Origin of the sequence: Providencia zhijiangensis (genome assembly GCF_030315915.2) — a bacterium.
Taxonomy (GTDB): Bacteria; Pseudomonadota; Gammaproteobacteria; order Enterobacterales; family Enterobacteriaceae; genus Providencia; species Providencia zhijiangensis.
On sequence record NZ_CP135990.1, the window covers coordinates 14,639 to 38,532 of the forward strand.

17 protein-coding genes are annotated in these 23,894 nt (G+C 44.3%); 10 read left to right on the forward strand and 7 right to left on the reverse strand.

Annotated features, from left to right (window positions below; genetic code table 11):
* The first annotated feature begins 81 nt into the window (after positions 1-81).
* From QS795_RS00055 to QS795_RS00070, 4 genes are all read left to right on the forward strand, one after another.
* Positions 82-720 carry an OB-fold-containig protein gene (locus QS795_RS00055; protein ID WP_154637885.1) on the forward strand — a complete coding sequence of 213 codons (639 nt, stop codon included), beginning with the start codon at positions 82-84 and terminating at the stop codon, positions 718-720.
* Positions 721-794: 74 nt separating this feature from the next.
* Positions 795-2,996 carry a flotillin family protein gene (locus tag QS795_RS00060; RefSeq protein ID WP_154603209.1) on the forward strand — a complete coding sequence of 734 codons (2,202 nt, stop codon included), beginning with the start codon at positions 795-797 and terminating at the stop codon, positions 2,994-2,996.
* A gap of 119 nt (positions 2,997-3,115) precedes the next feature.
* Positions 3,116-8,053 carry a DNA repair ATPase gene (locus tag QS795_RS00065; protein ID WP_286271750.1) on the forward strand — a complete coding sequence of 1,646 codons (4,938 nt, stop codon included), beginning with the start codon at positions 3,116-3,118 and terminating at the stop codon, positions 8,051-8,053.
* Positions 8,053-8,631 (forward strand): rhomboid family intramembrane serine protease, encoded by a 579-nt coding sequence (locus QS795_RS00070; protein ID WP_181477757.1) that lies wholly within the window; start codon positions 8,053-8,055, stop codon positions 8,629-8,631. The genes QS795_RS00065 and QS795_RS00070 overlap by 1 nt, the downstream gene beginning before the upstream one ends.
* Here the strand turns inward: QS795_RS00070 and QS795_RS00075 are convergent.
* Complete coding sequence (locus tag QS795_RS00075; RefSeq protein WP_318626696.1) at positions 8,623-9,294, reverse strand: helix-turn-helix transcriptional regulator; 672 nt, start codon at positions 9,292-9,294, stop codon at positions 8,623-8,625. The two genes, QS795_RS00070 and QS795_RS00075, sit on opposite strands and share 9 nt — an antisense overlap.
* Before the next feature lie 74 nt (positions 9,295-9,368).
* Here QS795_RS00075 and QS795_RS00080 point away from each other — a divergent pair, with 74 nt between their 5' ends.
* Entirely contained in the window at positions 9,369-10,799 is a 1,431-nt protein-coding gene (locus QS795_RS00080) for an MFS transporter (RefSeq protein WP_286271747.1), read from the forward strand.
* Between the two features lie 30 nt (positions 10,800-10,829).
* On the opposite strand, the gene QS795_RS00085 is transcribed toward QS795_RS00080, so the two are convergent.
* Positions 10,830-12,329 carry an MFS transporter gene (locus QS795_RS00085; protein ID WP_286271745.1) on the reverse strand — a complete coding sequence of 500 codons (1,500 nt, stop codon included), beginning with the start codon at positions 12,327-12,329 and terminating at the stop codon, positions 10,830-10,832.
* Between the two features lie 93 nt (positions 12,330-12,422).
* On the opposite strand from QS795_RS00085, the gene QS795_RS00090 reads away from it, so the two are divergent.
* Complete coding sequence (locus QS795_RS00090) at positions 12,423-12,962, forward strand: TetR/AcrR family transcriptional regulator (RefSeq protein WP_286271742.1); 540 nt, start codon at positions 12,423-12,425, stop codon at positions 12,960-12,962.
* Between the two features lie 69 nt (positions 12,963-13,031).
* A complete protein-coding gene (locus tag QS795_RS00095) occupies positions 13,032-13,934 on the forward strand; it encodes a hypothetical protein (protein ID WP_286271741.1) in 903 nt (300 codons plus the stop codon).
* 61 nt (positions 13,935-13,995) lie between these two features.
* Here QS795_RS00095 and QS795_RS00100 read toward each other — a convergent pair whose 3' ends face one another.
* Positions 13,996-15,072 carry a nitrilase-related carbon-nitrogen hydrolase gene (locus tag QS795_RS00100; protein ID WP_286271740.1) on the reverse strand — a complete coding sequence of 359 codons (1,077 nt, stop codon included), beginning with the start codon at positions 15,070-15,072 and terminating at the stop codon, positions 13,996-13,998.
* Between the two features lie 559 nt (positions 15,073-15,631).
* Here QS795_RS00100 and QS795_RS00105 point away from each other — a divergent pair.
* Positions 15,632-16,924 (forward strand): MFS transporter, encoded by a 1,293-nt coding sequence (locus QS795_RS00105; RefSeq protein ID WP_286271739.1) that lies wholly within the window; start codon positions 15,632-15,634, stop codon positions 16,922-16,924.
* A 53-nt stretch (positions 16,925-16,977) separates the two neighbouring features.
* On the opposite strand, the gene QS795_RS00110 is transcribed toward QS795_RS00105, so the two are convergent.
* From QS795_RS00110 to QS795_RS00120, 3 genes are all read right to left on the reverse strand, one after another.
* Positions 16,978-17,622 carry a 3-keto-L-gulonate-6-phosphate decarboxylase UlaD gene (locus QS795_RS00110; RefSeq protein ID WP_154603227.1) on the reverse strand — a complete coding sequence of 215 codons (645 nt, stop codon included), beginning with the start codon at positions 17,620-17,622 and terminating at the stop codon, positions 16,978-16,980.
* Positions 17,623-17,672: 50 nt separating this feature from the next.
* The gene (locus tag QS795_RS00115; RefSeq protein WP_154628068.1) at positions 17,673-18,140 is read right to left on the reverse strand and encodes a PTS sugar transporter subunit IIA; all 468 of its coding nucleotides are present in this window, start codon (positions 18,138-18,140) and stop codon (positions 17,673-17,675) included.
* A gap of 66 nt (positions 18,141-18,206) precedes the next feature.
* The gene (locus QS795_RS00120) at positions 18,207-19,979 is read right to left on the reverse strand and encodes a PTS ascorbate-specific subunit IIBC (protein WP_154603229.1); all 1,773 of its coding nucleotides are present in this window, start codon (positions 19,977-19,979) and stop codon (positions 18,207-18,209) included.
* A gap of 427 nt (positions 19,980-20,406) precedes the next feature.
* Here QS795_RS00120 and ulaR point away from each other — a divergent pair, with 427 nt between their 5' ends.
* Positions 20,407-21,162: an HTH-type transcriptional regulator UlaR gene (gene ulaR, locus QS795_RS00125; RefSeq protein WP_286271736.1), complete on the forward strand. Its 756-nt coding sequence runs from the start codon at positions 20,407-20,409 to the stop codon at positions 21,160-21,162.
* A gap of 115 nt (positions 21,163-21,277) precedes the next feature.
* Complete coding sequence (gene ulaG / locus QS795_RS00130) at positions 21,278-22,345, forward strand: L-ascorbate 6-phosphate lactonase (RefSeq protein ID WP_286271735.1); 1,068 nt, start codon at positions 21,278-21,280, stop codon at positions 22,343-22,345.
* Between the two features lie 107 nt (positions 22,346-22,452).
* Here the strand turns inward: ulaG and QS795_RS00135 are convergent, their stop codons facing one another.
* Positions 22,453-23,748, reverse strand: a complete 1,296-nt coding sequence (locus QS795_RS00135; RefSeq protein WP_286271733.1) for an SLC13 family permease — start codon at positions 23,746-23,748, stop codon at positions 22,453-22,455.
* Between the last annotated feature and the right edge of the window lie 146 nt (positions 23,749-23,894).

A 23,894-nucleotide genomic window follows, 5' to 3' on the forward strand; every position in this document is an offset into this window, starting at 1 on the left:
AAACACAATTAAAGGTCATATTCGCAGCCGACAGATACCCGCTAAAGTCACATTCAGCCACTTAACTAAAGAGAAAAATAAATGAATTTGTTTTTAGAAAATTGCTTGGCTTTTCCGACCATTATCTTTAGCGGTTTACTGATTATTGTTCTTTTTTACTGGCTCTGTGCCGCTTTTGGCCTGTTAGATATTGATTTATTTAATATCGATACCGAATTGGATGCTGATGGCCTCGATCTTACTGGCTTTGCTGGCTGGCTAACAAAACTCGGTTTAGCTGGTATCCCCGTCACCATTATCTTGACATTATTTACCCTCTTCGGCTGGTTGATTAGCTACTTTGCTGCGCATTTATTCCTACGTTTCATTGATATGACCTTGCTGCGTTACGCCGTCGGCGTCACATCACTGGTGATCACCGCCTTTATATCCCTGCACTTAACCGCCATTTGCTTAAAACCAATCCGTAGCCGATTGGTTAACTTTAATAAACCCAAAACGGTTCATCAGCTAATGGGAAAATTGGCAACAGTGCGCTCAGGGACAGTCACTGAACAAAATGGGGAAGCCACCTTAGAAGATGGTGGTGCAGGGCTGATTTTGCAGGTTAGAGCACCTAGCGCTGAAAATATTAAACGCGGAGATCGCGTCGTTATCATCAGTTATGACCCTCAATCCCACAGCTACCAAGTTGTCACTGAAAACGAATTCAGGCAGTAAACACAAAAAATAAACTACCTACTTTGCTAATTAATAAAGAATGACGATATCGTCAGAACCCATGGAGAAGAAATATGGATTTGGCTGAATACATGCCTTTTTTAACGGTTGTTGGGGGAGTGATCATCATCATTCTTGGGTTCTTTGGTTTATTTAAAGCCTTCTACATCAAAGTCCCTCAAGGTACCGCTCTGATTGTCAACGACATGTCCTCACAACCCAAAGTGCATTTTACGGGTGCATTAGTGTATCCCGTTATCTACAAAAAAGAGTTTATGCGCATTTCGCTACTGACTCTGGAAGTGGATCGCCGTGGTAAAGATGGCTTAATTTGCCAAGATAACTTACGTGCCGATATTACCGTTGCCTTCTATCTACGTGTGAATGAAACCACCGAAGACGTATTAAAAGTAGCTAAAGCTATCGGTGTTGAGCGCGCATCTGACCATCAAGCCGTCAGTGCTCTATTCAGTGCTAAATTCTCAGAAGCCCTGAAAACCGTAGGTAAGCAATTAGAATTAGCCAAACTGTTCGAAGACCGCCAAAGCTTCCGTGATCGTATTGTGGACGTGATTGGTAAAGATCTTAACGGTTATGCGCTAGAAGACGTGGCAATCGACTATTTAGAACAAACGCCGAAATCTGCCCTCGACCCGAATAATATTTTCGACTCCGAAGGTATTCGCAAAATCACCGAAATTACCGCTATCCACAATATCGAAACTAACCAAAAAGAGCGCGACCAAGAGTTAGCTATCAAAAAGAAAAATGTGGAAACTCGTGAAGCGAGTCTGGCATTAGAGCGCCAACAAGCCGATGCGGAAGCCCGTCAAAAACGCGAAATTGATAATATTCGTGCGCGTGAACAAGCCGAAACGCTACGCGTTCAAGAAGAAGAGCGCCTCAAATCCGAACAAGCTCGCATTCAAACTCAGCAAGAAATTGAGATCCGCGAAGAAAACCGCATGCGTGAAGTGGAAGTGGCTCAACAGAACCGCACCCGCGCCGTGGCTATCGAAGAAGAGCGTGTCAACCGTGCTCGCGAACTCGAAATTGTCGCCCGTGAACGTGAAGTTGAACTCCAACGAATTGAAAAAGAAAAAGCATTAGAAGAAGAACGTAAGAATATTTCTAACGTGATCCGCGAACGCGTCGCCGTTGAAAAAACCGTTGCTCAAGAAGAAGAACGCATCAAGGAAGTGCGCGAAATTTCAGAAGCTGAGCGTATGAAGCAAGTCACCGTGATCAACGCCCAAGCAGAAGCAGAAGAAGCGTTAGTTCGTCAGGTGAAAAAAGCCGAAGCCGATGAAGCCAGTGCCAAACACCGAGCAGAAGAAATCAGCACCATGGCACAAGCCGAATTGGAAGCGTCCGCCAAACAGGCTGAAGCCAAAAAACGCTTAGCGGAAGGGATTGAAGCAGAACATGCCGCACTTGGTTTAGCAGAAGCCCGCGTTCGCCAAGCGACCGCTGAAGCTGAAGAGAAAGAAGGTCTGGTTCAAGCCAATATCACCGCAGAAAAACTGTTAGCCGAAGCCCGTGGTCTGAAAGAAAAAGGCTTAACCGAAGCGCAAGTGATGGAAGCTAAAGCCAATGCCGAACGTGAACAAGGTTTCGCCGAAGCGAAAATTCTGGAAGAAAAATTGGCAGCGCAGGCGCGTGGTGAAGAGCAACAAGCCAATGCGAAAGAAAAACTGGGCTTGGCGGATGCCAAAGTCTTGGAAGAAAAACTGGCAGCCCAAGCTCGCGGTGAAGGCCAATTAGGCGCAGCGCAAGCTGAAGTTATCCGCCAGCGTCTGAAAGCGGAAGCTGACGGTCTGACTGATAAATTCCAATCAATGGATCACCTCAGTGACACAGCGCGTTCACACGAAGAATTCCGTATGCGCCTTGAGAAAGAGTTCGAGCAATCTATGGCATCCATTGAAGCGAACAAAGAAATTGCTCGCGAACAAGCGGATGTACTGGCTGCAGCGCTCAGCAAAACCAACATCGAAATTGTGGGCGGCGATGGCGACTTCTTTAACACCTTCTCTAAAGCACTTAGCTTAGGTAAAGCCGTTGATGGGTTTATGGATAAAAGCAGCTTTGCCAAAGATAACCTTGAAAAGTTAGTCAATCGCGTCACAGAAGAGAAGAAAATTGATATCGCATCCTTACTGCAACACCCTGAAGTCAAAGAGTTAATCAATGGCTTTATGGCAGCAAAAGGCGCGCCACAAACAGCGAAAAACATCGTGAGCAAACCCGTGTCTTACGATGATAACCAAAGCTAATTCATCAATATTCAGGCTTTTCAGGTAAGTTTTATACCTCATCCCGCCAAGTTGCAACACATAGGCAACTTGGCGTTTATGAGCGTATCTCTTTTTAAGACCAAGGAAATTCGTTAAACATGTCAGAAACCCAAGATGTGAATCGCGAACAGGAAATTCTCGACAGTGCCGTCGCAGAAGGTGGCGCGTACGAAATATTACGCAAGCGCCTAACCGAACAAGGGCAGCAACTTCACCAAAAAGCAGCTCAACTCAACGACAGCCGGTTGACTGAATTTGGTCAAAGCCAGATGGACATCATCGGGCGTATCCGTATTCGTACCGAAAATAATTGCCAAGCAAGGGATATTGTCCGCGTCGGTGATTGGCTGCTATTTGGCTATAACGTTTTTCTGGGTCTGAAAAAAGAAACTCACATTGAAGATGTTTTTTCACTATATCAACTAACTGAAAATGAAGGTGATTTTGATGTAATCTCTGTCCCTTACGAAGAGACATTCCTCAATGACACCCGCTTTGTTCAAGATTTTACTGAGCTGTATACCTATTACAAAAACACGCAATTACTGCAATTGGTCGAGCGTGATGGCAAGCTGTTAGCCAGCTTTCAAATTGGTGATCGGTTAACCGATGTGCGTGTTTTCCGCTGGTCAATTTCCAGCGATAAATCCCGTATCGAATACATCGATAACCGTGGCGAACGCGATATTGCCCTGCCGCCAACCAATGATTTCGAATGGGTGCGCACCACGCGGGAAAACACCGTTAATGGTCGCTATCCTCACATTAATATACTCGATACCGTCTTTGTGGAAACCATCGGCGGCGACCTAACCATCAAATGTGAAAATAATACCGAAGATGGGTTAGGCATCTACCGCGAAGCGGTACTCGATAAAAACCAATCCCTCGATGATGCGCAGATTGAATATGCGCAGACGGGCAGCCTGATTTTACTCAAAATCTTGCCATACCGCGAAGAAAGCTGGCGCTATCTGGTTTACAACATTCTCAACCAAACCGTTCAACGCATTGATGCCATTGGACAAGCATGCGTGCAGTTGCCGGAAGATCACGGCATTATCTTCCCAGGGGGTTACTACCTGCAAAATGGGGAGTATAAAACCTTCGAGCAACCAATGGATGGCATGCGTTTTCGCCGCCTGCGTCGTTCGCCTAACGGGGAGGATGTGCTGTATGTATTTTATTCCCCAAACCAAGGTCGTATCGCCCTTTTCAATTACAACCTGATTGAACGTAAACTCGCTGTACCATTAATCGGCCACGGTTATGCCATGCTCGAAGATGGCAAAATGGTGCTGTTCGAAGGGGAAGGCGATGAAGCCACCCGCGTACACCCAATGCAGGTGTGGCAAACCCCATTCTATTCTGATGAATTTGCTGATAAGCAACCGCCACGGGGTGGGTTTCTTGGGCGTATCGGTAATGCCGATTTAGTCCGTGGGATCTCCGAAATTCTCCATGTCGCCAAAGAGATTGAAGGCAACCAAGTTTCCGTTTCTCGATATGAACAACTTAGCCAGCAACCGAAAAACTTGCTGGATATTTTCTATTGGTTTAACGACGACCAATGCTTAGGCATTGGCAAACTCTTAAAAGAGATTGCCCAAACCAGTGAGCTGGTGCTCGACGAATACGAAAAAGTCGAAAGCATCCGCCAACAATCCGTCAAATCCATGAATGAGGCGGTCACTCGCCAACGCTCCTTACTGTCCCTCACATTGCCGGAGGGATGGACGGATATTCAACAATTTGTGGATGGGCTAAACGCCTTAAACGCCCAACAAGGGCACCTGATTTCATTGCGAGAATTCCGCTATATGGATCTCACTAAACTCAGTGAGATGGAAAATGAAATCACCGAGGCACAGCAGCGCGTCTCCCAAGGTACTGCGCAGTTTCTTGCCAGCGACAAAGCTCTGCAACCATTTAAAACTCAGCTCGCAACCTTTGAAGAGTTAATTGAAAAGGCACAAACCAGCGCGCAGTTAGATGTCCCAATGAATGACATGGAAAAAATGTCAGCAGATTTGGATATGCTCTCTAACTTAATGGCTTCCTTGAGTTTTGATGATGTCACTTTACAGACCCATATCATCGATGCCATTTCGCACATTTATGCCCAATTAAACCAATCTCGCGCCCGTTTACAGCAAAAACGCAAATCCCAAACCAGTGTTGAGAGCGTGGCGCAATTTGGGGCGCAGTTCCGCCTATTTAGCCAAGGGATCACTAACGCACTATCCCTCGCGACTGACCCGGAACGTTGTGATGATCAGTTATCCCGATTACTGGTTCAATTAGAAGAGCTAGAAAGTCAGTTTAGCCATCATGATGAATTTCTTGACGATATTCTGGCAAAACGTGAAGAATTACTGGAAACGTTTGAGTCCCATAAACAAGTCTTGATTGATGACCGCCAGCGCCGTTCGCAGAATTTATTAACCGCCGCCGACCGCTTGTTAGAAAGCCTTCAGCGCCGCACTGTACGCCTGCAAAACCAAGATGAGCTGAATGCGTTTTTTGCTACCGACCCACTCGCGCAAAAAACCCGTGAAATCATCGAAAAACTTCGGGAAATCAACGATAACGTTAAAGCCGACGATATCGACGCCAGACTCAAAGCCTCTCGCGACCAAGCCATTCGTATTCTGCGAGATAAAACCGACATCTTTGAAGATGGTGGAAACATTATTAAGCTGGGTCGTCACCGTTTCAGTGTGAACACCCAAGAGCTTGACCTGACTATCTTGCCAAAAGATAACCAGCTGTGGGTGTACCTCACCGGAACGGATTTCCAAGAACCGATTGATAATGCTGAACTTGCTGAATTACAGCCTTATTGGACCGCTAATCTTGAGTCCGAATCTGATACCGTTTATCGTGCTGAATACCTTGCGTATTCCATCATTTATGCCGCGGCAAAACGCCAAGATGGCTTGGATTACGACACCTTAAAAAGTGCTCTGTCTGCCCCTGAAAAAATCGATAAACTGGTGCGTGATTTTTCGGCGCCACGCTACAAAGAAGGCTACGAAAAAGGGATCCACGACCACGACGCTATCGCGATATTGAAAAAACTGATCCCGATTGGTGAAAGCGCGGATTTACTGCGTTTCAACCCAACGGCTCGCGCTATCGCGACGATTTTCTGGCATCACATTCAAAACAACGAATACCCTGCCCAATGGCCAGAACGTGCCAGAACCGCGATGAATATCCGCCAGCTATTCAATAACGATGATGCCCTTTTAGACCTTCAAGCGGAGATCGAAGCCGATATCAGCTTATTCCTGCAAGATAACCCAATTAATTGCCAAGCTCATGAGCAAGCTCAAGCCGCGGAATACCTCAGTTTTGCATTAGCAAGAACGCCGATTGAATTGGTGTACAGCAAATATGCACGGGACTTAGTGGCAGCACTACAAACGCGCTTAGAAGACGCCCATATGTGGCTGGATTTCAATCATTCACAGCAAAACCTTGGCACTCGCTATGCTCAGCGCTGGGCGCTGTTGCAAAATTGGCTGCAAGGGCTGTGTTCTATTGATGAATTTACACACTTACGCCCGTACATTCCGGGCGCCATCGCCATTATTATCTTAGATAAAATAGCATCCGCACGTTATAGCGAAGCCGATTTATACTTTAAGGTTACTGGATTACTGGGGGATCACCCCACAATCCACAACCAAACTCTCTCGTTAAGTTTGGATGACTTTTTCAGTCGAATGCGCGAACAGCGCAAGCAATTTATTCCGGCTTTCCGTCAATACCAAGCGCTACGTCAACGCATTGTGAGTGAAGAGCGCAGCCGCCTAAAACTCCATGAGTTCAAAGCTAAGCCACTGAGTTCATTTGTGCGTAACAAGCTGATTAATGATGTTTATTTACCGATTATCGGTGACAACATGGCGAAGCAAATTGGTGCTCTAGGCGAAAACAAACGTACCGATTTAATGGGCTTGTTACTGATGATCTCCCCCCCAGGTTACGGTAAAACCACCCTGATGGAGTACGCGGCTGACCGTCTTGGTCTAATCTTTATGAAGATTAATGGTCCTGCACTTGGGCATGATGTGTTGTCCCTCGACCCAGAGCAAGCCCCGAATGCTACCGCCAGACAAGAGCTGGAAAAACTCAACCTCGCCCTCGAAATGGGCAACAACGTGATGCTGTATGTGGATGATATTCAACATACTCACCCAGAGTTTTTACAGAAATTTATCTCCCTGTGTGATGGAACCCGTCGCATCGAAGGGGTATGGAAAGATAAAACCAAAACCTACGATATGCGCGGTAAAAAATTCTGCGTGGTAATGGCGGGTAACCCATATACCGAATCTGGCGAAGTGTTCCGTATCCCTGATATGCTCGCCAACCGTGCGGATATTTATAACCTGGGTGAAGTACTCGGTGGGATGGATGAAGCCTTTGCGTTGAGCTATATAGAAAATAGCCTGACCTCAAACCCAGTATTGGCACCGTTGGCGCTGCGCGATTTAAACGATTTGTACTTGCTAGTGGATAAAGCCATGGGCAAATCAGTCTCCACTAACGCACTCAGCTACCCGTACTCTGATGCAGAAGTCAATGAAATTACTGCAGTTATTTCCCGATTACTCAACCTGCGTGATGTGGTACTGAAGGTAAACCAGCAGTATATTGCCAGTGCCGCACAGTCAGACAAATACCGAACTGAGCCGGCATTCCGTCTGCAAGGCAGTTACCGAAATATGAACAAACTCAGCGAGAAAGTCTCTTCCGTTATGAATGATGATGAATTGGAGAGATTGCTGGATGACCATTATCTTGGGGAAGCGCAATTATTAACGACAGGTGCTGAAGAGAACTTATTGAAGCTGGCAGAATTACGCGGAAGGCTGAATGAGAAAGATGCCGCTCGCTGGCAGCAAATCAAGAAAGACTTCTTGCGTAACAAAGCATTAGGTGGTGATAATGCCGATGTGGGCGACCGCGTTGTGACTCAGCTCGCTCAACTGGTTGAAAGCGTACAATCTCTCGGACATCGATAATGCAAACTTGGCTAAGCCCGCGAATTAAATTACTGATTACCCTTGCGGGTTTGCTGATCACGATCCAAATCGCCAATAGTTTAAGTGGCTACGCGCTTGTTGGGTTCGGTATCCAACCCAGAACGCTGCACGGGCTGGTGGGGATTATCTTCGCCCCACTGCTCCACGGGGATTGGGCGCATCTTCTGAGTAATCTGCCGCCATTACTGGTGTTAAGCGCCCTACTGCTACATGATTCCATTCGAAAGTACGCTTACGCCAGCGCATTTATTATTGTGGTTGGCGGCTTGATTGTCTGGCTAGTGGGCAGAAATGCACTGCACATTGGCGCTAGCGGCTGGATTTTTGGGCTTTGGGGTTTATTGATTGCCCAAGGTTTTTTCCGCCGCAAACTATTAGATATCATTATCGCCCTGTTGGTACTGTTCTATTTTGGCGCGATGGCAAGCGGGTTATTGCCTGTTCATCAACAAATATCGACAGAATCCCATATTGCCGGTGCCATCGCCGGAATTGCTTATGCGTGGTTTGCCAATAAAAAACTAAGAACAACACCAACAACGACACGTTCAAAGTAACTCGCTACACACTGTAACCCTATACACACAACGCCCTGCGCCATCAAGTAGGTATTGTTCCCGTTCAACATTCACTTGGCTCCCTAATACTTCGCGAAATAGCGCCAATTCCGAACGGCAAAAGTTTTGGCACGCGGTTGCCGCAGCGCAGATAGGGCAATGATTTTCGATAAATAACCAGCTATCGCCTTCCTGTTCCACCTTTGCCATATAGCCCTCTTCGCTACGAACCTCGGCAAGTGCAGCTAAACATTTTTCCAATGGCAACCCTTGGCAACGCCCCAAATATTTACTGCGGCTTTCCGCCTCTCGCTGTTCAATCAGTTTTTCTAGCCCCGCATCACCAAAAATGGTTTTCACTGAATCAATGAGCTGCAAGGCCAGCTGGGCATGGGTATCGGGAAAACGTTGATGCCCCAGTTCTGTTAAGATCCAGTTTTGCCGAGGACGTCCAGCACCTGACTGAGCGGTACATTGGACACCTTCCACCAGCCCCAGAGACGTTAATTTATGGATATGCTGGCGGGCTGCTTCCCCCGTTAAACCCAGGTCATGAGCAATCACAGCCGTGGCAACGGGTCCTTTGGTTTTGATGCAAAACAGCACCTTATCCACTGCTTGAGTGAGATTTAGATTATCAAAGTATTTACTTGCTTTATTCATAGTGTGATTTTATTATCCAAGCCAATACTTGGATAATACCCTTTTCTTTACTCTTTCGTCCAGCAGGTCTGCGTATGAGCAACAAAACTGTCTCCGAACCCAATGAAACAGGCACAGAACATCAAGGAAAATGGGCCGATTTACTCAGCGGCACCAATGCGTTATTGACGATAGCCCTCACTGGTGGTGTCGCACTCCATGCTATCAATATTTATATTGTCACTACGATTTTACCGAGTGTCGTCAATGATATTGGCGGCCTTGAATATTATGCGTGGAATACCACGCTGTTTGTGGCAACCTCCATTATTGGCTCTGCATTATCCAGTAAAGTACTGGATAGCCTAGGGCCTAAACTTGCCTATCTTAGCGCCCTCACACTATTTTCCTTGGGCGCCATTTGGTGTGCATCCTCACCGTCCATGCTCACCTTATTGGGTGGACGTGCCTTGCAAGGGCTTGGCGGCGGAATGTTATTCGCGCTTAGTTATGCGCTGATCCGCATTGTCTTCACGCCAAACCTGTGGTCTCGCGCCATGGGGGTGATATCCGGTATGTGGGGGATCGCCACTTTGTGTGGTCCTGCTATTGGCGGTATTTTTGCTCAAGGGGGTCATTGGCGCTGGGCTTTTTGGGCTTTATTGCCCGTGGCGGTTGTTCTGGCAATGATTGTTATCAACCAATTGCCAGGGAAAAAATCTCAGCAAGCCCAAACAACAAAAATTCCAGTTCTGGCGATTTCACTGCTGGTTATCTCCGTACTTGCTATCTCAATCGGTAGCTTATCAGAAAGCTTGCTCAGTAATCTTGTCGGGTTACTCATTGGTATTGCCTTGCTCATCACCATTGCGTTTATTGATGGCAAGAACGGGAAGCGTTTACTCCCTACAGGGGCTTACTCCCTGAAAACTCAACTTGGGGTTATTTTCCTGACAATGTGTCTGCTAGTGGGGGGAATGACCACCGAAATTTATGTCCCTTACTTCCTACAAACCATTCACCAGTTTTCACCGTTGATGGCGGGTTATTTAACTGCCGTGATGGCGGCGGGGTGGACGGTGGGTGCCTTACTCAGTGCTAATAAAACGGGTCCCATCGTTTTACGTATCCTTAAAGCTGGTCCCGTTATCATCTTGGTATCGCTGATAATTCTCGCGGTTCTAACGCCTAATCTGGATTTGGTTAACTCCGTTCCATTATTTATTCTTTACCTACTCGCTATGATGGGCGTTGGATTAGGGATTGGCGTCTGCTGGCCTCATTTAGTTCTGCGAGTATTTAATGCGGCGCCTAAAGGAGAGGAAAACTTAGCATCCTCTTCAGTGATTACGATCCAATTGTATGCAACCGCGTTATCTGCGGCATTAGTCGGCGTGGTAGTGAACAATAGTGGGTTGATTAATCCTGGTGGGTTAGTCGGCGCTCAACAAGCCTCTGTATGGCTATTTGCCTTGTTTGCCATTAGCCCACTCTTGGCTGCGATTTTAATTCGCAAAGTTAAGTAATAAAAAAGGAGCCATTGGCTCCCTTTTTATTTAGTAAGCGGTATTGACATTTTTACTGCGAAAGAAAAAAGGTAACACAACAATACTCACCACCAGCACGATTATCGTCGCCATCATGACAGACATAAATGCGCTATCAAATGCCATACTCGCCTGATTCACTAAGAGGCTTGCACTATCTTGCGGTAACCCTTCAGCCACAATTAACGCTTCATCAAGGCTATCATAGACTTTGTCTGCTACCGTTAAACCTGCCGGTAATACCAGCTTGGCGGTATAAACCGCACTCATCAAGCCACCCATAAATGTTACACCGAGCACACTACCTAGCTCATAAGCCACTTCTTCAATGGATGCTGCCATTCCCGCTTTGTCATCTGGCGCATTTAACATGATGGTGGTTGATGCCGTGGTAAAAATAGCACCTAATCCGAACCCAACACAGAATAAGAATGACAGTAATACCAAGCCGGTTGAGGTTTTGAATACCCACGCAACCCCAATGACGCCCACTAATGTGCAAATAAATCCTAAAATCATCATTAGTTTAGCGCCGACTTTATGCAAATACATACCCGCTAACGGAGCCGCTAACACAGACGCAATCGGGATCGGAATAATGTATAACGCCGCCTCGAATGGGGTATAACCTAATACCAACTGCAAGCGCTGACTTAATAGTAGCTCGACACCAACGATAATCACGATGGATAAAATCGCCATCAGAATACCCGCAAAAAACCGTGGGTCGCCAAGTAATTTGAAGTCAATCATTGGCGACTCTGATGCTAACTGTCGGCGACTAAAAATAACCAGAAAGCCAATGCCGATCGCCCCAGCAATGAGTAATGTGAACCAATCAATATTGGCTTTTCCAAGCTCTTTCAAGGCGTAGATTGAACCAATTAGCCCCACCAAGACAAACAAAGAGCCTAAATAATCAATCGGTTGCTGCGAATTTCTCGTACTTTTTGGGATTAAAGAAAGCGCAAATGGGATCACCAACAGCACCACCGGCACGTTGATTAAAAAAACAGAACCCCACCAAAAATGATTGAGTAACACGCCGCCGACTAATGGCCCAATTGCCGCACCACCCGATGCCACTGCTGACCAAATACCAATCGCTAGCGCCCGTTCTTTCGGATCTAAAAAGACTTGGCGAACAATGGCTAATGTCGCTGGCATACTAATCGCAGCACCAACCGCTAAGAAACCACGAGATAAAATTAAGCTCAATGCACTCGGTGAAAATGCTGCGCACAGAGAGGCCAATGCGAATAAGGGCAACCCGAGTATAAACATCCGCTTATGACCCACTTTATCACTTAACATTCCCGCAGCAGGCAATAGCCCCGCCACTACTAGCGGGTAAGCATTCATGATCCATAATTTTTCAGATGCTGTTGCACCTAGATCATGGGTGAGCTTAGGCAGTGCGGTGTATAGCACGGTGACATCAATGACGATGAGAAATAAAACACTCGATACTAAGAGTAGAATAATCCAACGTTTATAATCTGCTATCATAAAATCTTCTCAACTTGTTTAATTGATCACCTTGATGGATGATCGTGCTATAATATAATTCCATACGTACGTATGGAAAAGAGGTTTTTTTAAATGGGACGTCAACGAACAATCGATCGCGAAAAAGTGCTAGAAGCCGCAGAAGAGATTGTCATTAATCAAGGTGCTACCGCACTGACGATTGATGCAGTCGCCAAATCAATGGGGATTTCTAAAGGGGGAGTCCAATACTGCTTTGGTAACAAAGAAGCCTTAATTGATGCCATGTTTGAGCGCTGGAGCCACTCTTACGATGAGATTTTCAGTCAAGCGATAGCTCAAGATAACAGTCCTGAAGGTCGAGTGATTGCCCACATAAAAGCCACAGCGGACCACGATAAAACCAGTATCGCCAAAGGTGCCGCATTAATGGCTTCTATGCTTCAAACACCTGAATATTTAGAAAGCACCCGTAAATGGTACCGAGAACGCATTGCTAATTTAGATTTATCAACCGAAAGCGGCAAACGCGCTAGATTGCTATTTTTAGCCACTGAAGGCACTTTTATTTTGCGCCATTTTGGTTTGATGGATATTGATGATGCTGAATGGCAATCAATATTCAGCGATATCGAAAATACCTTTAAAGTTTAGGTGAAAATCCATTTTTGATATATCTAACACTCTCTTTTTTATATTTTTATCTAAAAAGGAGAGTATTCAATGAAGAAAATAAGTCATGAGTGTACAGGTAAAATACCTCAGCCACATATTGAACAAAACCAATCCGCTTTGGCGAAACCTAAAAACAAAAAAAACGTGTTTATAGAGAGAGTAAACGGGTTGTTTAATACCTGCTTGTTTAACACATTGTTAAAACGCCCCAATAAAACAAAAAATACAGAAATCATCCCTTCCCATAAAAGTGTCGTAAAGCTGACAATACCTGAGAATCCTTCTCCGCAAAAAATAGAAAAAAATACGAATTTAGCGCCAAACAAAGTACACATTGAACCGATCGTACATATTGAGCCTATAATCGCAAAAACAGTACCAAGCGAAATAGACCAATTCACAGAAAGTTTGCAGCATCTCAATATCATCTTTAAAGATAATTCGTTCGGTGCTAATCATCGGCCTACCTGTTTAGTCAAAAATAGTCCAAAACATCGCACAATCACCCTAGATAATCGTCATTATCTTGGTAAGGGGGAATATGGAACCGCCTATCGCATTGGTGACTTTGCGATTAAAATTCCTCATCGCAATTTAGATTTTAAATACAATAAATATGCGAAATACGATCGTTGTGCCAGAGTATTAAATGAGGTAAATAAAGATATTAACTTTGCACGCTCTACTACACTAGCAAACGGCAATGCCATTTTAGTCACTAAGTTTATTGATGGAAAATCGATAAAAGGTAAGGAAGCTTCTGCTTTTGTTGAAGCCCGGGGACGCACTCTTTTTGACCATGGCTCAGAAGGAAACGTAAGAAAAGACAGGCAGAATAACCTGTTTTTAATTGATGCTGATTTTGCTGCGCAACCTAAAGAGCTAAATCGTACCCTGTCTGTCGGTACCACTGAAATCTATAAGCGTTATGAAAATAACGATACCCGTTAGCTTAGAATTAAAAAAACCAACAACGTAATACACGCTGTTGTTTTTTGATTAATCGCGGCCGTTATTGCTCATCATACACACTCGGTACAAACACATTTCGTTCGATCATTTTCTCGATTTGCTTATTTAAGATGGTTTCTCGGTAGTGCTTATGATTGCCTTGAGGCTCATGTAAGTAGGTATTTTTCGGGTAAATTGGTGTTTCATAAATAAGTTGAGCACATTCAGTTCGAATATCTTTCAGCCAGTTACTCACCGAAGCATTGGCGCGGTGATGGCGCATCGCTTCGATATCAATCACCCCATAAACATAGGTAGAACCGTTAGTATCCTCTTGTTTACCCACAATTTTACCCTTGTAGTCCACAATCAGTGAACGACCGCCACCACAGTCAATTGGCGCTTGCGTGGTTGGGAACATATACATTGAGCCAATATTCGGCGCCACAACATAGAAATTATTTTCCAACGCTCGGGCGCGGTTAGAAATTTCAAACAGGTCATTTTCAGTAAATGGCGTCGGTAATGAGGCGCGATACACCACTTCTGCCCCATTTAATGCCAGACCACGACCGTTTTCAGGGAAGTTTCCTTCCATGGCCATCATTACCCCTAATCGACCAATTTCAGTATCAACCACTGGCCAAAAAGATTGTAATGAGCGCCCATATTTTTTTATCCACTCATCGTACAGATCATGAGGCGATGCCGAACGTTCACACGGCAGCAAAGAGGACATTTTATGGTGTTTCAGGATAATGTTGCCTTTGGGATCAATAACAAACCCAACGTTAAACATAATTCCCGGCCAATCAGGATCACGGGTTTTCGCTTGCGCCATGATGTACACATTTTGAGACTTAGCTAACTCTCCCAGCCTGTCAGTCTCTGGGCCAGGGATATCAATGGCGCCATCTTTTAAAAATTCAGCAATCGGTAAATCTAGGGCTTCATCGTTGAAACCTTGCAAAGCCCCTTCAGGAAGAACGAGTAAACGAACAGGGAGATCCAATGAAGATAGCCACAGCGCACCGTGAGATAGCTCCTCAAGATGGTCGATATTTTTCATAATATCGCTACGCGTTTTTATTCCCCACGTTGTTGGCACTAAACCCACTACACCATATGGCTTTATCATAATAATTCTCCGATTCTATTTTCGATTTACCTGCATTTGGCATTGTTCAAAAATCAAACTCATCGAATATTATTCACATGTTAAATTTATGTCAAATAAATATTAAATTGCACTTTTTGGATATTCACACTTAATCTGTTCAATATTTGACGCTAATATTTAAAATAAAAAATCAGGCTATAAACATATTAACAATCTAGTGATTGTCTTATTAATTATAAATATAACCTCGCGTTACTTTATTTTAAACACTATAAATATCAGTCAAGTAAAAGATTATTGCTATTTTTAATTTCCTCATAAAATTAATATAGGAAAACATTTTCATTCTTAAAAACAGAAACAAAAACCGCGAGTAAACTTAAGTTTTATTAATATTTAGCCCAGAAACAAAAACTGCAATAAATATCCTATTCCTGCATTTATTGTACATTTTATTAACATTTCTATTGTGATTTAACTTAAAAAAGTAAAGTGTAATGTCGGCTTTTCAGATTTAAAAAATATACGTACTTGCCATTAAAAAAATATCGGTCGAATAACGATTAGAGAGTGATTTATGACAATACAAACATCTGAAATTACATCTGTCTCCTCAAAGCGCACGACCTTCAAAGTCATGCTGGTTTGCTGGCTAAGCATTTTATTTGAAGGTTATGACGTGGGGGTGATGGGTGCTGTTTTACCGACACTCTCTGAATATAAAGAGTGGAATTTAACCCCTATTGAATTAGGCGCCTTGAGCAGTTACACCCTCGTGGGAATGTTCTTTGGTGCTTTTATTATTGGAACATTAAGCGAGTTATATGGTCGACGACGCATGCTATTAATCTGCGTTACGCTATTTTCGTCCACCATGTTAGCCACTGCTTTAGCGCCAACACCTTGGTTTTTTGGATTAATGCGTTTTATCGGCGGAATCGGACTTGGGGGCGTGATCCCTGTCGCAGCCGCGCTCACCATTGAATATTCACCAACCGAAAAACGGTCGTTTAACTATGCCATTATGTACTCAGGCTACTCTCTGGGTATCTTATGTGCCGCGTTAGTGGCGATTGCGATTCTTAGCCAATTTGGTTGGCGTGGTGTAATGATGGTCGGGTCATTGCCTTTATTATTAATTTGGCCAATGTCCCGCCTGTTACCAGAGTCGATTGAATACCTTAACAACCGAGGGCAACACGAAAAAGCGAGAAAACTGGCGGAGAAACTTGAAGTCACCTATCACGAACCCGTGAAGCTAGAAAAGCAGGCTTCTCGTAGCCTAAAAGAAGTCGTCGCGATTATCTTTTCCAAAGATTACCTGCGAGCAACTTGCTGTTTTTGGGTCGCGCTGTTCTGTGGAGGCTTCATCGTTTACGGCTTAAATACGTGGCTGCCATCCATCATGCGTAAAGAAGGTTATGATCTTGGCTCCAGCTTAACGTTCTTAGTGGTGTTCAGTTTATCTTCTGCGCTAGGCGGGTTATTCCTTGGGAAAGTCGCCGATAAATGCGGCGCTCGCGGCACAGTTGCATTCTTCTTTATGCTCGGTGCAATGGGCATTGGGTTGATGGTCTTCAAGCAAAATATCTATATGAATTATTTGCTTGTTGGTCTCGCGGGGATTGGCTGTATTTCTGCACCATTAATTTTGACCGGCTATGTCGCCCATTTCTATCCATCCAGTGTGCGAGCTTCTGCAACAGGTTGGACAATGAGTATCTCCCGTGTCGGAGCCATGTCCGGCCCTATGTTCGGGGCTTATATTGCCAGCCTTGGAGTCGCCAGCAGTTGGAACTTTGCCGCGTTCTCTGCGGTGACGGTAATAGGCGGTATTGCCGTAATGCTACTGCCAAGTAAACGCTTATAAACCCAAAAACAAAATCCCCTCGGTAATTTCGAGGGGATTTTTATCAATACCAATTACCAGAAACGAGCAATTTGTTCACGCAGAGCTTCTGCGGTGGCTTTTCCTTTTTCCCCAACCAATGCACGCCCAGCAATAAAGGCTTTAGCTTTGATATCTTCAAAAAGGTGAATATCTTCTGGCACAATCCCGCCAGTTATCGACAGTTCGAGTCCTAAATCAGAAAGTTGGCGCATTTTAGTGAGATCTTCAGGTCCCCAGCCCACGCCAGCGAGCTCAGCATCACGAGAACGGTGGTAAATCGCCTGTTTGATCCCTAAGTCTACCCAGCGCTTCGCATCGTCTAATGTCCAGTTACCATACAGTTCAATTTGGATTTCACGACCAAATTCATCCGCTACTTTTTTACATGCCGTGATAGTGGCAATATGCGCCGCTGCCGAAACCGTGATCCAATCCGCGCCTGCTTCGAACGCCATTTTCGATAAAATCGCACCGCCGTCCGTGGTTTTCATATCGCAAACAATAATGTGTGATGGATGATTTTTACGTAGGGTTGAAACCGCATTCATGCCTTCCGCAAAAGCCAAAATAGTACCAATTTCAATCACATCAACAAAAGACTCCACATTGTCAGCAACCGCCAGCGCATCTTTCAGATTGGTTTGGTCTAATGCAATTTGAATTAAAGGTTTAGTCATTTGATTATCCTAGTGTTTTAGATTAAATCGGGTATCTGATGAATAACGGCCTAAGCCAATGCAGCATCAATCACCTGATAGACCTCATCTGCACTGGTGCAGCGGCGAATTTTATCGAGATCAATCCCCGTTTCGCTCTCTTCATCATCCAGTACTTGAGTCACTTCCATTAAGCCTTCCATATGTTCATCAGAAGAACTTCCCGCAAGCGTAATAAGGACATCCACAGGCTCACTTTCCCCATCAAATACAATCGGTTCTTTTAATGTCACCAAGGCAAATGCGGTTTTTAAAACACCATTTTCTGGGCGGGCATGAGGTAAGGCTAAATTAGGTGCAATACAGATATAAGGGCCTAACTCTTTGACGCTGCTAATAATGGCTTCATGGTAATCCGGCAAAATCGCCCCAGATGCGATGAGCATATCGGTGCCAATCTTAATTGCATCCTGCCAATTATCCGCTGAGGCATGTAATTTAATGGAATTGTTATCCATTAGAGATTGTTTGAAACCCATGGCATTGCTCTCCTATCGTCATGGACATACATCACTGAATCCCCATGACAAATTTAGTTATTGGATTTATTTCGATTCACTAAAGTTATTATGAATAATCGCCAGTAATTCATCGCCAAATGAGTTGGGATTTAACATATTCTGCACACCCAGTACGAATTTACCTTCCCCCGCATCCATTTCAGAAGAGAGATGCTTGGAAGAGACAATAATGTCTGTATTCGCCAATTTTGATTTGTAATCAGAGACGGCGCAGGAATCCATCACATGAGGAATGCCTTTACCTTCAAGGTACTTAGCAATTTTCATTTTCATCATCATCGATGAACCTTGCCCATTACCACATACCGCGAGAATACTGACGGGTCTAGCTCCCGTTGAAATAGGCTGTTCTGTCGCTTCAACTGACGTATTTTCAACACTCAGCTCCACTTGTGGCTCTGCTGCCGCAGCGGCTTGTGCATCTTCTTCCGCACGCAATCTTTTCGACGCAAAGTACATGTAAACAAACGACAGTCCAATCAAGACAAAGAAGAAATATTTGGAGAAGGAAAGCCCCTGCATTACTGGTGGGAAAACTAACGCCCAGTCGGCCATGCCCATCCAACCGCTAAAATCCGTTCCTTGCTGGCTAAATAATGAAATTGCCCATGCAGACCCAACAACTTCAATAATTCCCATCACGAAACAGATTTTCATGACCGCTTTCCAGCCACCGAAATGGTTGGCAAATACCCCAATTGTCGCATTGGAGAAGAACATCGGGATAAAACCGGGAATAATCATGATCGGGGAACTTAATCCCAACATAATCAATACCGCAGTAAACTGTCCCAACGCCCCCCACATAAAGCCGAATACCATGGCATTAGGAGAGAAAGCGTAAATTGCGGCACAGTCAATGGCGAGTACCGCGTTAGGAATAACGCGCTCGGAAATCCCTTTAAACGCTTCAGAAAGCTCGGCAACAAACATCCGCACGCCAGTAACAATAATCTGGATGGCGACCGCGAATTTCAAACCCGTTTCGAGAATATAGATGGTCCAATGGGTTTTCCCTGCCATTTCTTGTAAGTTAGTTAACCCAAAGGAAAGAAGAATAATGCCGAAGAAAACGGTCATCACAATCGCGGTGGCAGCGATGCTATCATGGAAAATATGCAGCCATTTCGGTAGTTTAAGATTATCAACGCTATCGTTTTTATCACCGAGTTTATGGGCAATTTTAGTGGCAACCCATGATGCGACTTGCTGCTGGTGACCGATTGAAAACCCAGCACCCCCAGTAACTGATTCCGTTGGCTTAAACATTATATTGGATGAAATACCCCAATACAGCGCCATGAGAACGGCTGAGTAGATAATGGTTTCCCACATGCTGGTGCCCAGCACAAAATAGAATACGGCGATCAATCCCGCTTGCTGGAACATGATATGCCCCGTCAGCATTATGGTGCGGATCCCCGTAATACGGCGGAAAAGTACCAAAAGAATATTAATCGCCAATGCAATCAGAACCGTATATCCAACCCATGAATAGTTATCCCCCATGGTTTCCATGGTGGCCATCATTGAGGTGTATGGGTCGATAACTGAACCGGTAAGGTGATGATACTCTGACATTTTTGCAATGACAGGTTTGAAGCTGGAGACTAATGTATCGGCTCCCACTTGCACTAACATAAAGCCGACAATTGTTTTTATGGTTCCCTTCAGGATGGTTGTGCCATCTCTCTTTAGAAGCCAGTAGCCAATCAATGTCACTAATCCCAGTAATAACGGGGCTTTGGTCATCACTTGGCTGTAAAAAATATAGAATGAGTCATACAGAAAATCCATATTTTTACCCCTAAATCAAATTTAGTGTGAATTATTATCTTATTTAAAATTACATTACCCTGATCACAGACAAGCATTCTCACGCTATAATCAAACAGTTCATCAATTTAATCACTCAAACACATTTTGTAATCATAAGTAATCACCATTTGCTCATTTATGATTATTTAAAGTGACACTTTTTGACCAGTAAAAAACCCTACATTTGTTGAGCCGATCACAACAAATATAGTAAAAATCAATATTTACATATAGTTAAAGAATTAAATTGGCATGGGTAATTTTTGAATTTAGTGAGTTGACAATTTTCACCATGATCATATAGAATCAAATTCAATCATTTTGAATCAAAAGTTGTCATGATACTGTGATTATAATAATCATCACTAAAGACGAAAAATGATTATACAGAAATAAGGCGCTACACATGAATGAGACACAAAGACATCATGAAATTTTGTCTTTATTGAAAGAAAATCAAATCATTAACGTATCTTTTATCACAAAACATTTTGATATCTCACCGGCAACTGCTCGCCGGGATATCGCCAAGCTAGATGAGCAAGGCAAACTCAAAAAAATACGTAATGGTGCAGAGCGCATTGAAGAAAAAAGACTTAGATGGTCACCGCTGAATATCAACAGCACCGATCATTATGAGGAAAAATCACAAATCGCCATGAAAGCGGCAGAACTTTGCCAACCGGGAGATAGCGCTGTTATCAACTGTGGATCTACCGCATTTTTGCTAGGACAGCAACTGTGTGGAAAAGGGGTTCAGATAGTAACAAACTATTTCCCTCTCGCCAGCTACTTGATTGAAGAAGAGCATGAAGATGTGATTCTGATTGGCGGACAATATAACCGAACACAGGGGATTTTCCTCAATCCAGCATTAAGCACATTGATGGGATATGCCGGAAACTGGATGTTTACTTCAGGGAAAGGTTTAACCGAAACAGGGCTGTACAAAACAGATATGCTGACTGCGGTCGCGGAGCAACAGATGCTCGATCGTATTGATAAATTGGTTGTCGTTGTGGATAGCTCAAAAGTTGGAAGTCGAACAGGCATGTTATTTTGCCCTGCCGAAAAAATTGACTATCTCATCACTGGTAAGAACGCCGACCCGAAAATTATCAAAGCCATCGAAGCCCAAGGCACGCAAGTCATCCTTGTATAATTAGATTAACTATCTAATTCAACGAATTAACAAATTTATTCTGTATTTCGCCTTATTTTCATGAATAAGGCGCTAATCCCTTACATTTGAAATTCTGGATAGGAAAGGTGTTGCTATGAGTAAAGTAAATGAAATTACCCGTGAATCTTGGATTTTAAGCACATTCCCAGAGTGGGGAACCTGGCTCAATGAAGAGATCGAAAAAACCGTCGTAGAACCCAACACATTTTCTATGTGGTGGCTGGGCTGTACAGGTATTTGGTTGAAAAGCGAAGGTAACACCAACATTTCCATCGACTTTTGGTGTGGCACGGGTAAAAAGACCCAGAAAAACCCACTGATGAATCAGCAGCATCAAATGATGCGTATGGGCGGTGTTGAAGCCCTGCAACCCAACTTACGTACCGCGATTTTTCCCCTCGACCCCTTTGCGATTAAAGATGTCGATGCCATTTTGGCATCCCATGACCACGCTGACCATATTGACGTCAACGTTGCGGCGGCAGTATTACAAAACTGCGGAGACCACGTTAAATTTATTGGCCCGCAAGCCTGTGTCAACCTATGGACAGGTTGGGGTGTACCGGAAGAACGCTGCATTGTGGCCAAAGTTGGCGATGTGATTGAAGTCGGCGATATGAAAATCCGCGTGTTGGATTCCTTCGACCGTACCGCGCTAGTGACCTTACCAAAAGGCGTCTCTTCCTATGACAAAGCCATTTTGGACGGTATGGATGAGCGTGCAGTAAACTATTTGATTGAAACCACAGGCGGCTCTTTGTATCACTCTGGGGATTCTCACTATTCCAACTATTATGCGGCGCACGGCAACCGCTACAATATCGATGTTGCCCTGCTTTCTTTCGGTGAAAACCCGCGCGGAGTCACCGACAAAATGACCTCTTCCGATATTTTGCGTGCCGCAGAATCACTAGATTGCACGACGGTTATTCCATTCCACCACGATATTTGGGCTAACTTCCAAAATGACCCTCGTGAAATTGAAGTGCTATGGAATATGAAAAAAGAGCGTCTGCAATATAAATTTGCCCCATTCTTCTGGCAAGTTGGCGGGAAATATACCTACCCAACCGATAAAGGGCGCATGCATTATCAGCATTTCAGAGGCTTCCAAGATATCTTTAAAAACGAACCTGAATTGCCGTATAAAGCCTTCTTGTAAGGTTGATATCGATTAAAAAAACAAAATCCGGTCAGGCGCATTTCCTGACCGGATTTTTATTATCTTTATAAAAACCGCTAACTTTATATTAATCACCAAAATCGCGATTAAGGGATCACGCCCAGCAATTTAAACCAGAAATAATCCAGCGGTACCAAGAGGAAAAAGGTCAAAATAAACAAGATAAGACATAACCTTACCCCATCCATTAACGGCACTTTGCCCATTCCCATCGCGACAACAATCGGAGATGCTTGATAAGGCAATAAAGGTGTCGAATAACCGATAACTTGTACCATTAGAACTGCAATCAGCGGTAAGCCCGTGGCATTAGAGAGCGATTCCGCTAACGGGGTATACAGTGCTGGAACACCGTTTGCCGTCACCACAAAGTTTAAGCCGCTGGTCAGTCCCACTAAGCTACCAAAATCCATAAATGGGCTATTTGGGTCAAGTGGCAGCATCTTTTGTAAGTAAGTACCAACCACCATCCCTACGTTGGAATAACTCACCAATGTTGCTAGGCTCAAAATCCCTGCGACATAAATACAAGTGCGGATATTCACAGCTTTAACAAACTCGTCATTGGTGACAAAACCGACTTTAGGTAGCAAGCAGAAACATGCCGCGACTAATCCCACCCATGCCGGTGAAATACCGTGTGTGGTATCCGTGATCCAGAAAAGCAACGTGACAGCCAGCACAACACCGAGCTTTTTCTCATCGCGGCTCATTGGCGGTAAGGTTTTTTGTTCAGCCACCTGCTGCAATTTGGCAGGAAATAGAAAATAGATACACAGCACCACCATTGCACCTTTAATTAGCCCTAAGATTGGCATGTGCAGGAACAGATAATTCAAATAGGAAAGTTTAAGGTGGTAGGTGGTTTCTATCGCCCCCGCCATGACGAGGTTGGGAACGTTTGCAGGCAGCACGGTTGCAGAAAGTTGGAAGGTACCAAAACCGACCGCCAGCGCTAACCCGATACGCCCTCGACTGCCACTTACCAACCCGACTTTATCCGCTATTGCCATCACAATCGGCATCAGTAATGCAATTCGCCCCATATTCGACGGCATAATAAATGCCAACCCATACGCGAGGATCACCACGCCAATGATCAATGAGAGCCAGGATTTGGTAAAACGTCCTGAGATATGCTGCGCAATACGTTCCGCCAGCCCCACTTTATTGATGGCAAACCCAAGAATAAAGCCGCTTAAAACGAGCCAAAATGCTTCTGAGGTGAATCCTGAGAAAATCACATTGGTTGGCGCTAAATGTAAACATGCCGCTGCTGCTAAAAACAGTAATGCTACTAAATATTCTGGTAGTTTTCCTGTCGCCCAAAACCCTATTGTGATTGCGATGACAACCGCACTCAACCATTCAATCTCTGCCATCCACGTAACCTTCTGCTGATTTTTATTGTTGTTTATTATTGCTCAATACTGCATCAAGAAAATTAAGTATACGTGAAATTGATAGCGAATAGATGCATACACAAGCAACTAATTAGCATCGAGTTGTTATAGTTCAGCAGGGAAAT

Excerpts from the sequence above, each read along its gene's own strand:
- QS795_RS00135 (WP_286271733.1), bottom strand. The coding sequence starts at position 23,748 with ATGGCAGAGATTGAATGGTTGAGTGCGGTTGTCATCGCAATCACAATA.
- QS795_RS00065 (WP_286271750.1), top strand. The coding sequence starts at position 3,116 with ATGTCAGAAACCCAAGATGTGAATCGCGAACAGGAAATTCTCGACAGT.
- QS795_RS00120 (WP_154603229.1), bottom strand. The coding sequence starts at position 19,979 with ATGGATTTTCTGTATGACTCATTCTATATTTTTTACAGCCAAGTGATG.
- QS795_RS00085 (WP_286271745.1), bottom strand. The coding sequence starts at position 12,329 with ATGATAGCAGATTATAAACGTTGGATTATTCTACTCTTAGTATCGAGT.
- QS795_RS00075 (WP_318626696.1), bottom strand. The coding sequence starts at position 9,294 with ATGAATAAAGCAAGTAAATACTTTGATAATCTAAATCTCACTCAAGCA.
- QS795_RS00060 (WP_154603209.1), top strand. The coding sequence starts at position 795 with ATGGATTTGGCTGAATACATGCCTTTTTTAACGGTTGTTGGGGGAGTG.
- QS795_RS00055 (WP_154637885.1), top strand. The coding sequence starts at position 82 with ATGAATTTGTTTTTAGAAAATTGCTTGGCTTTTCCGACCATTATCTTT.
- QS795_RS00100 (WP_286271740.1), bottom strand. The coding sequence starts at position 15,072 with ATGATAAAGCCATATGGTGTAGTGGGTTTAGTGCCAACAACGTGGGGA.
- QS795_RS00110 (WP_154603227.1), bottom strand. The coding sequence starts at position 17,622 with ATGACTAAACCTTTAATTCAAATTGCATTAGACCAAACCAATCTGAAA.
- QS795_RS00105 (WP_286271739.1), top strand. The coding sequence starts at position 15,632 with ATGACAATACAAACATCTGAAATTACATCTGTCTCCTCAAAGCGCACG.
- QS795_RS00070 (WP_181477757.1), top strand. The coding sequence starts at position 8,053 with ATGCAAACTTGGCTAAGCCCGCGAATTAAATTACTGATTACCCTTGCG.
- QS795_RS00095 (WP_286271741.1), top strand. The coding sequence starts at position 13,032 with ATGAAGAAAATAAGTCATGAGTGTACAGGTAAAATACCTCAGCCACAT.
- QS795_RS00115 (WP_154628068.1), bottom strand. The coding sequence starts at position 18,140 with ATGGGTTTCAAACAATCTCTAATGGATAACAATTCCATTAAATTACAT.
- QS795_RS00080 (WP_286271747.1), top strand. The coding sequence starts at position 9,369 with ATGAGCAACAAAACTGTCTCCGAACCCAATGAAACAGGCACAGAACAT.
- ulaR (WP_286271736.1), top strand. The coding sequence starts at position 20,407 with ATGAATGAGACACAAAGACATCATGAAATTTTGTCTTTATTGAAAGAA.
- ulaG (WP_286271735.1), top strand. The coding sequence starts at position 21,278 with ATGAGTAAAGTAAATGAAATTACCCGTGAATCTTGGATTTTAAGCACA.
- QS795_RS00090 (WP_286271742.1), top strand. The coding sequence starts at position 12,423 with ATGGGACGTCAACGAACAATCGATCGCGAAAAAGTGCTAGAAGCCGCA.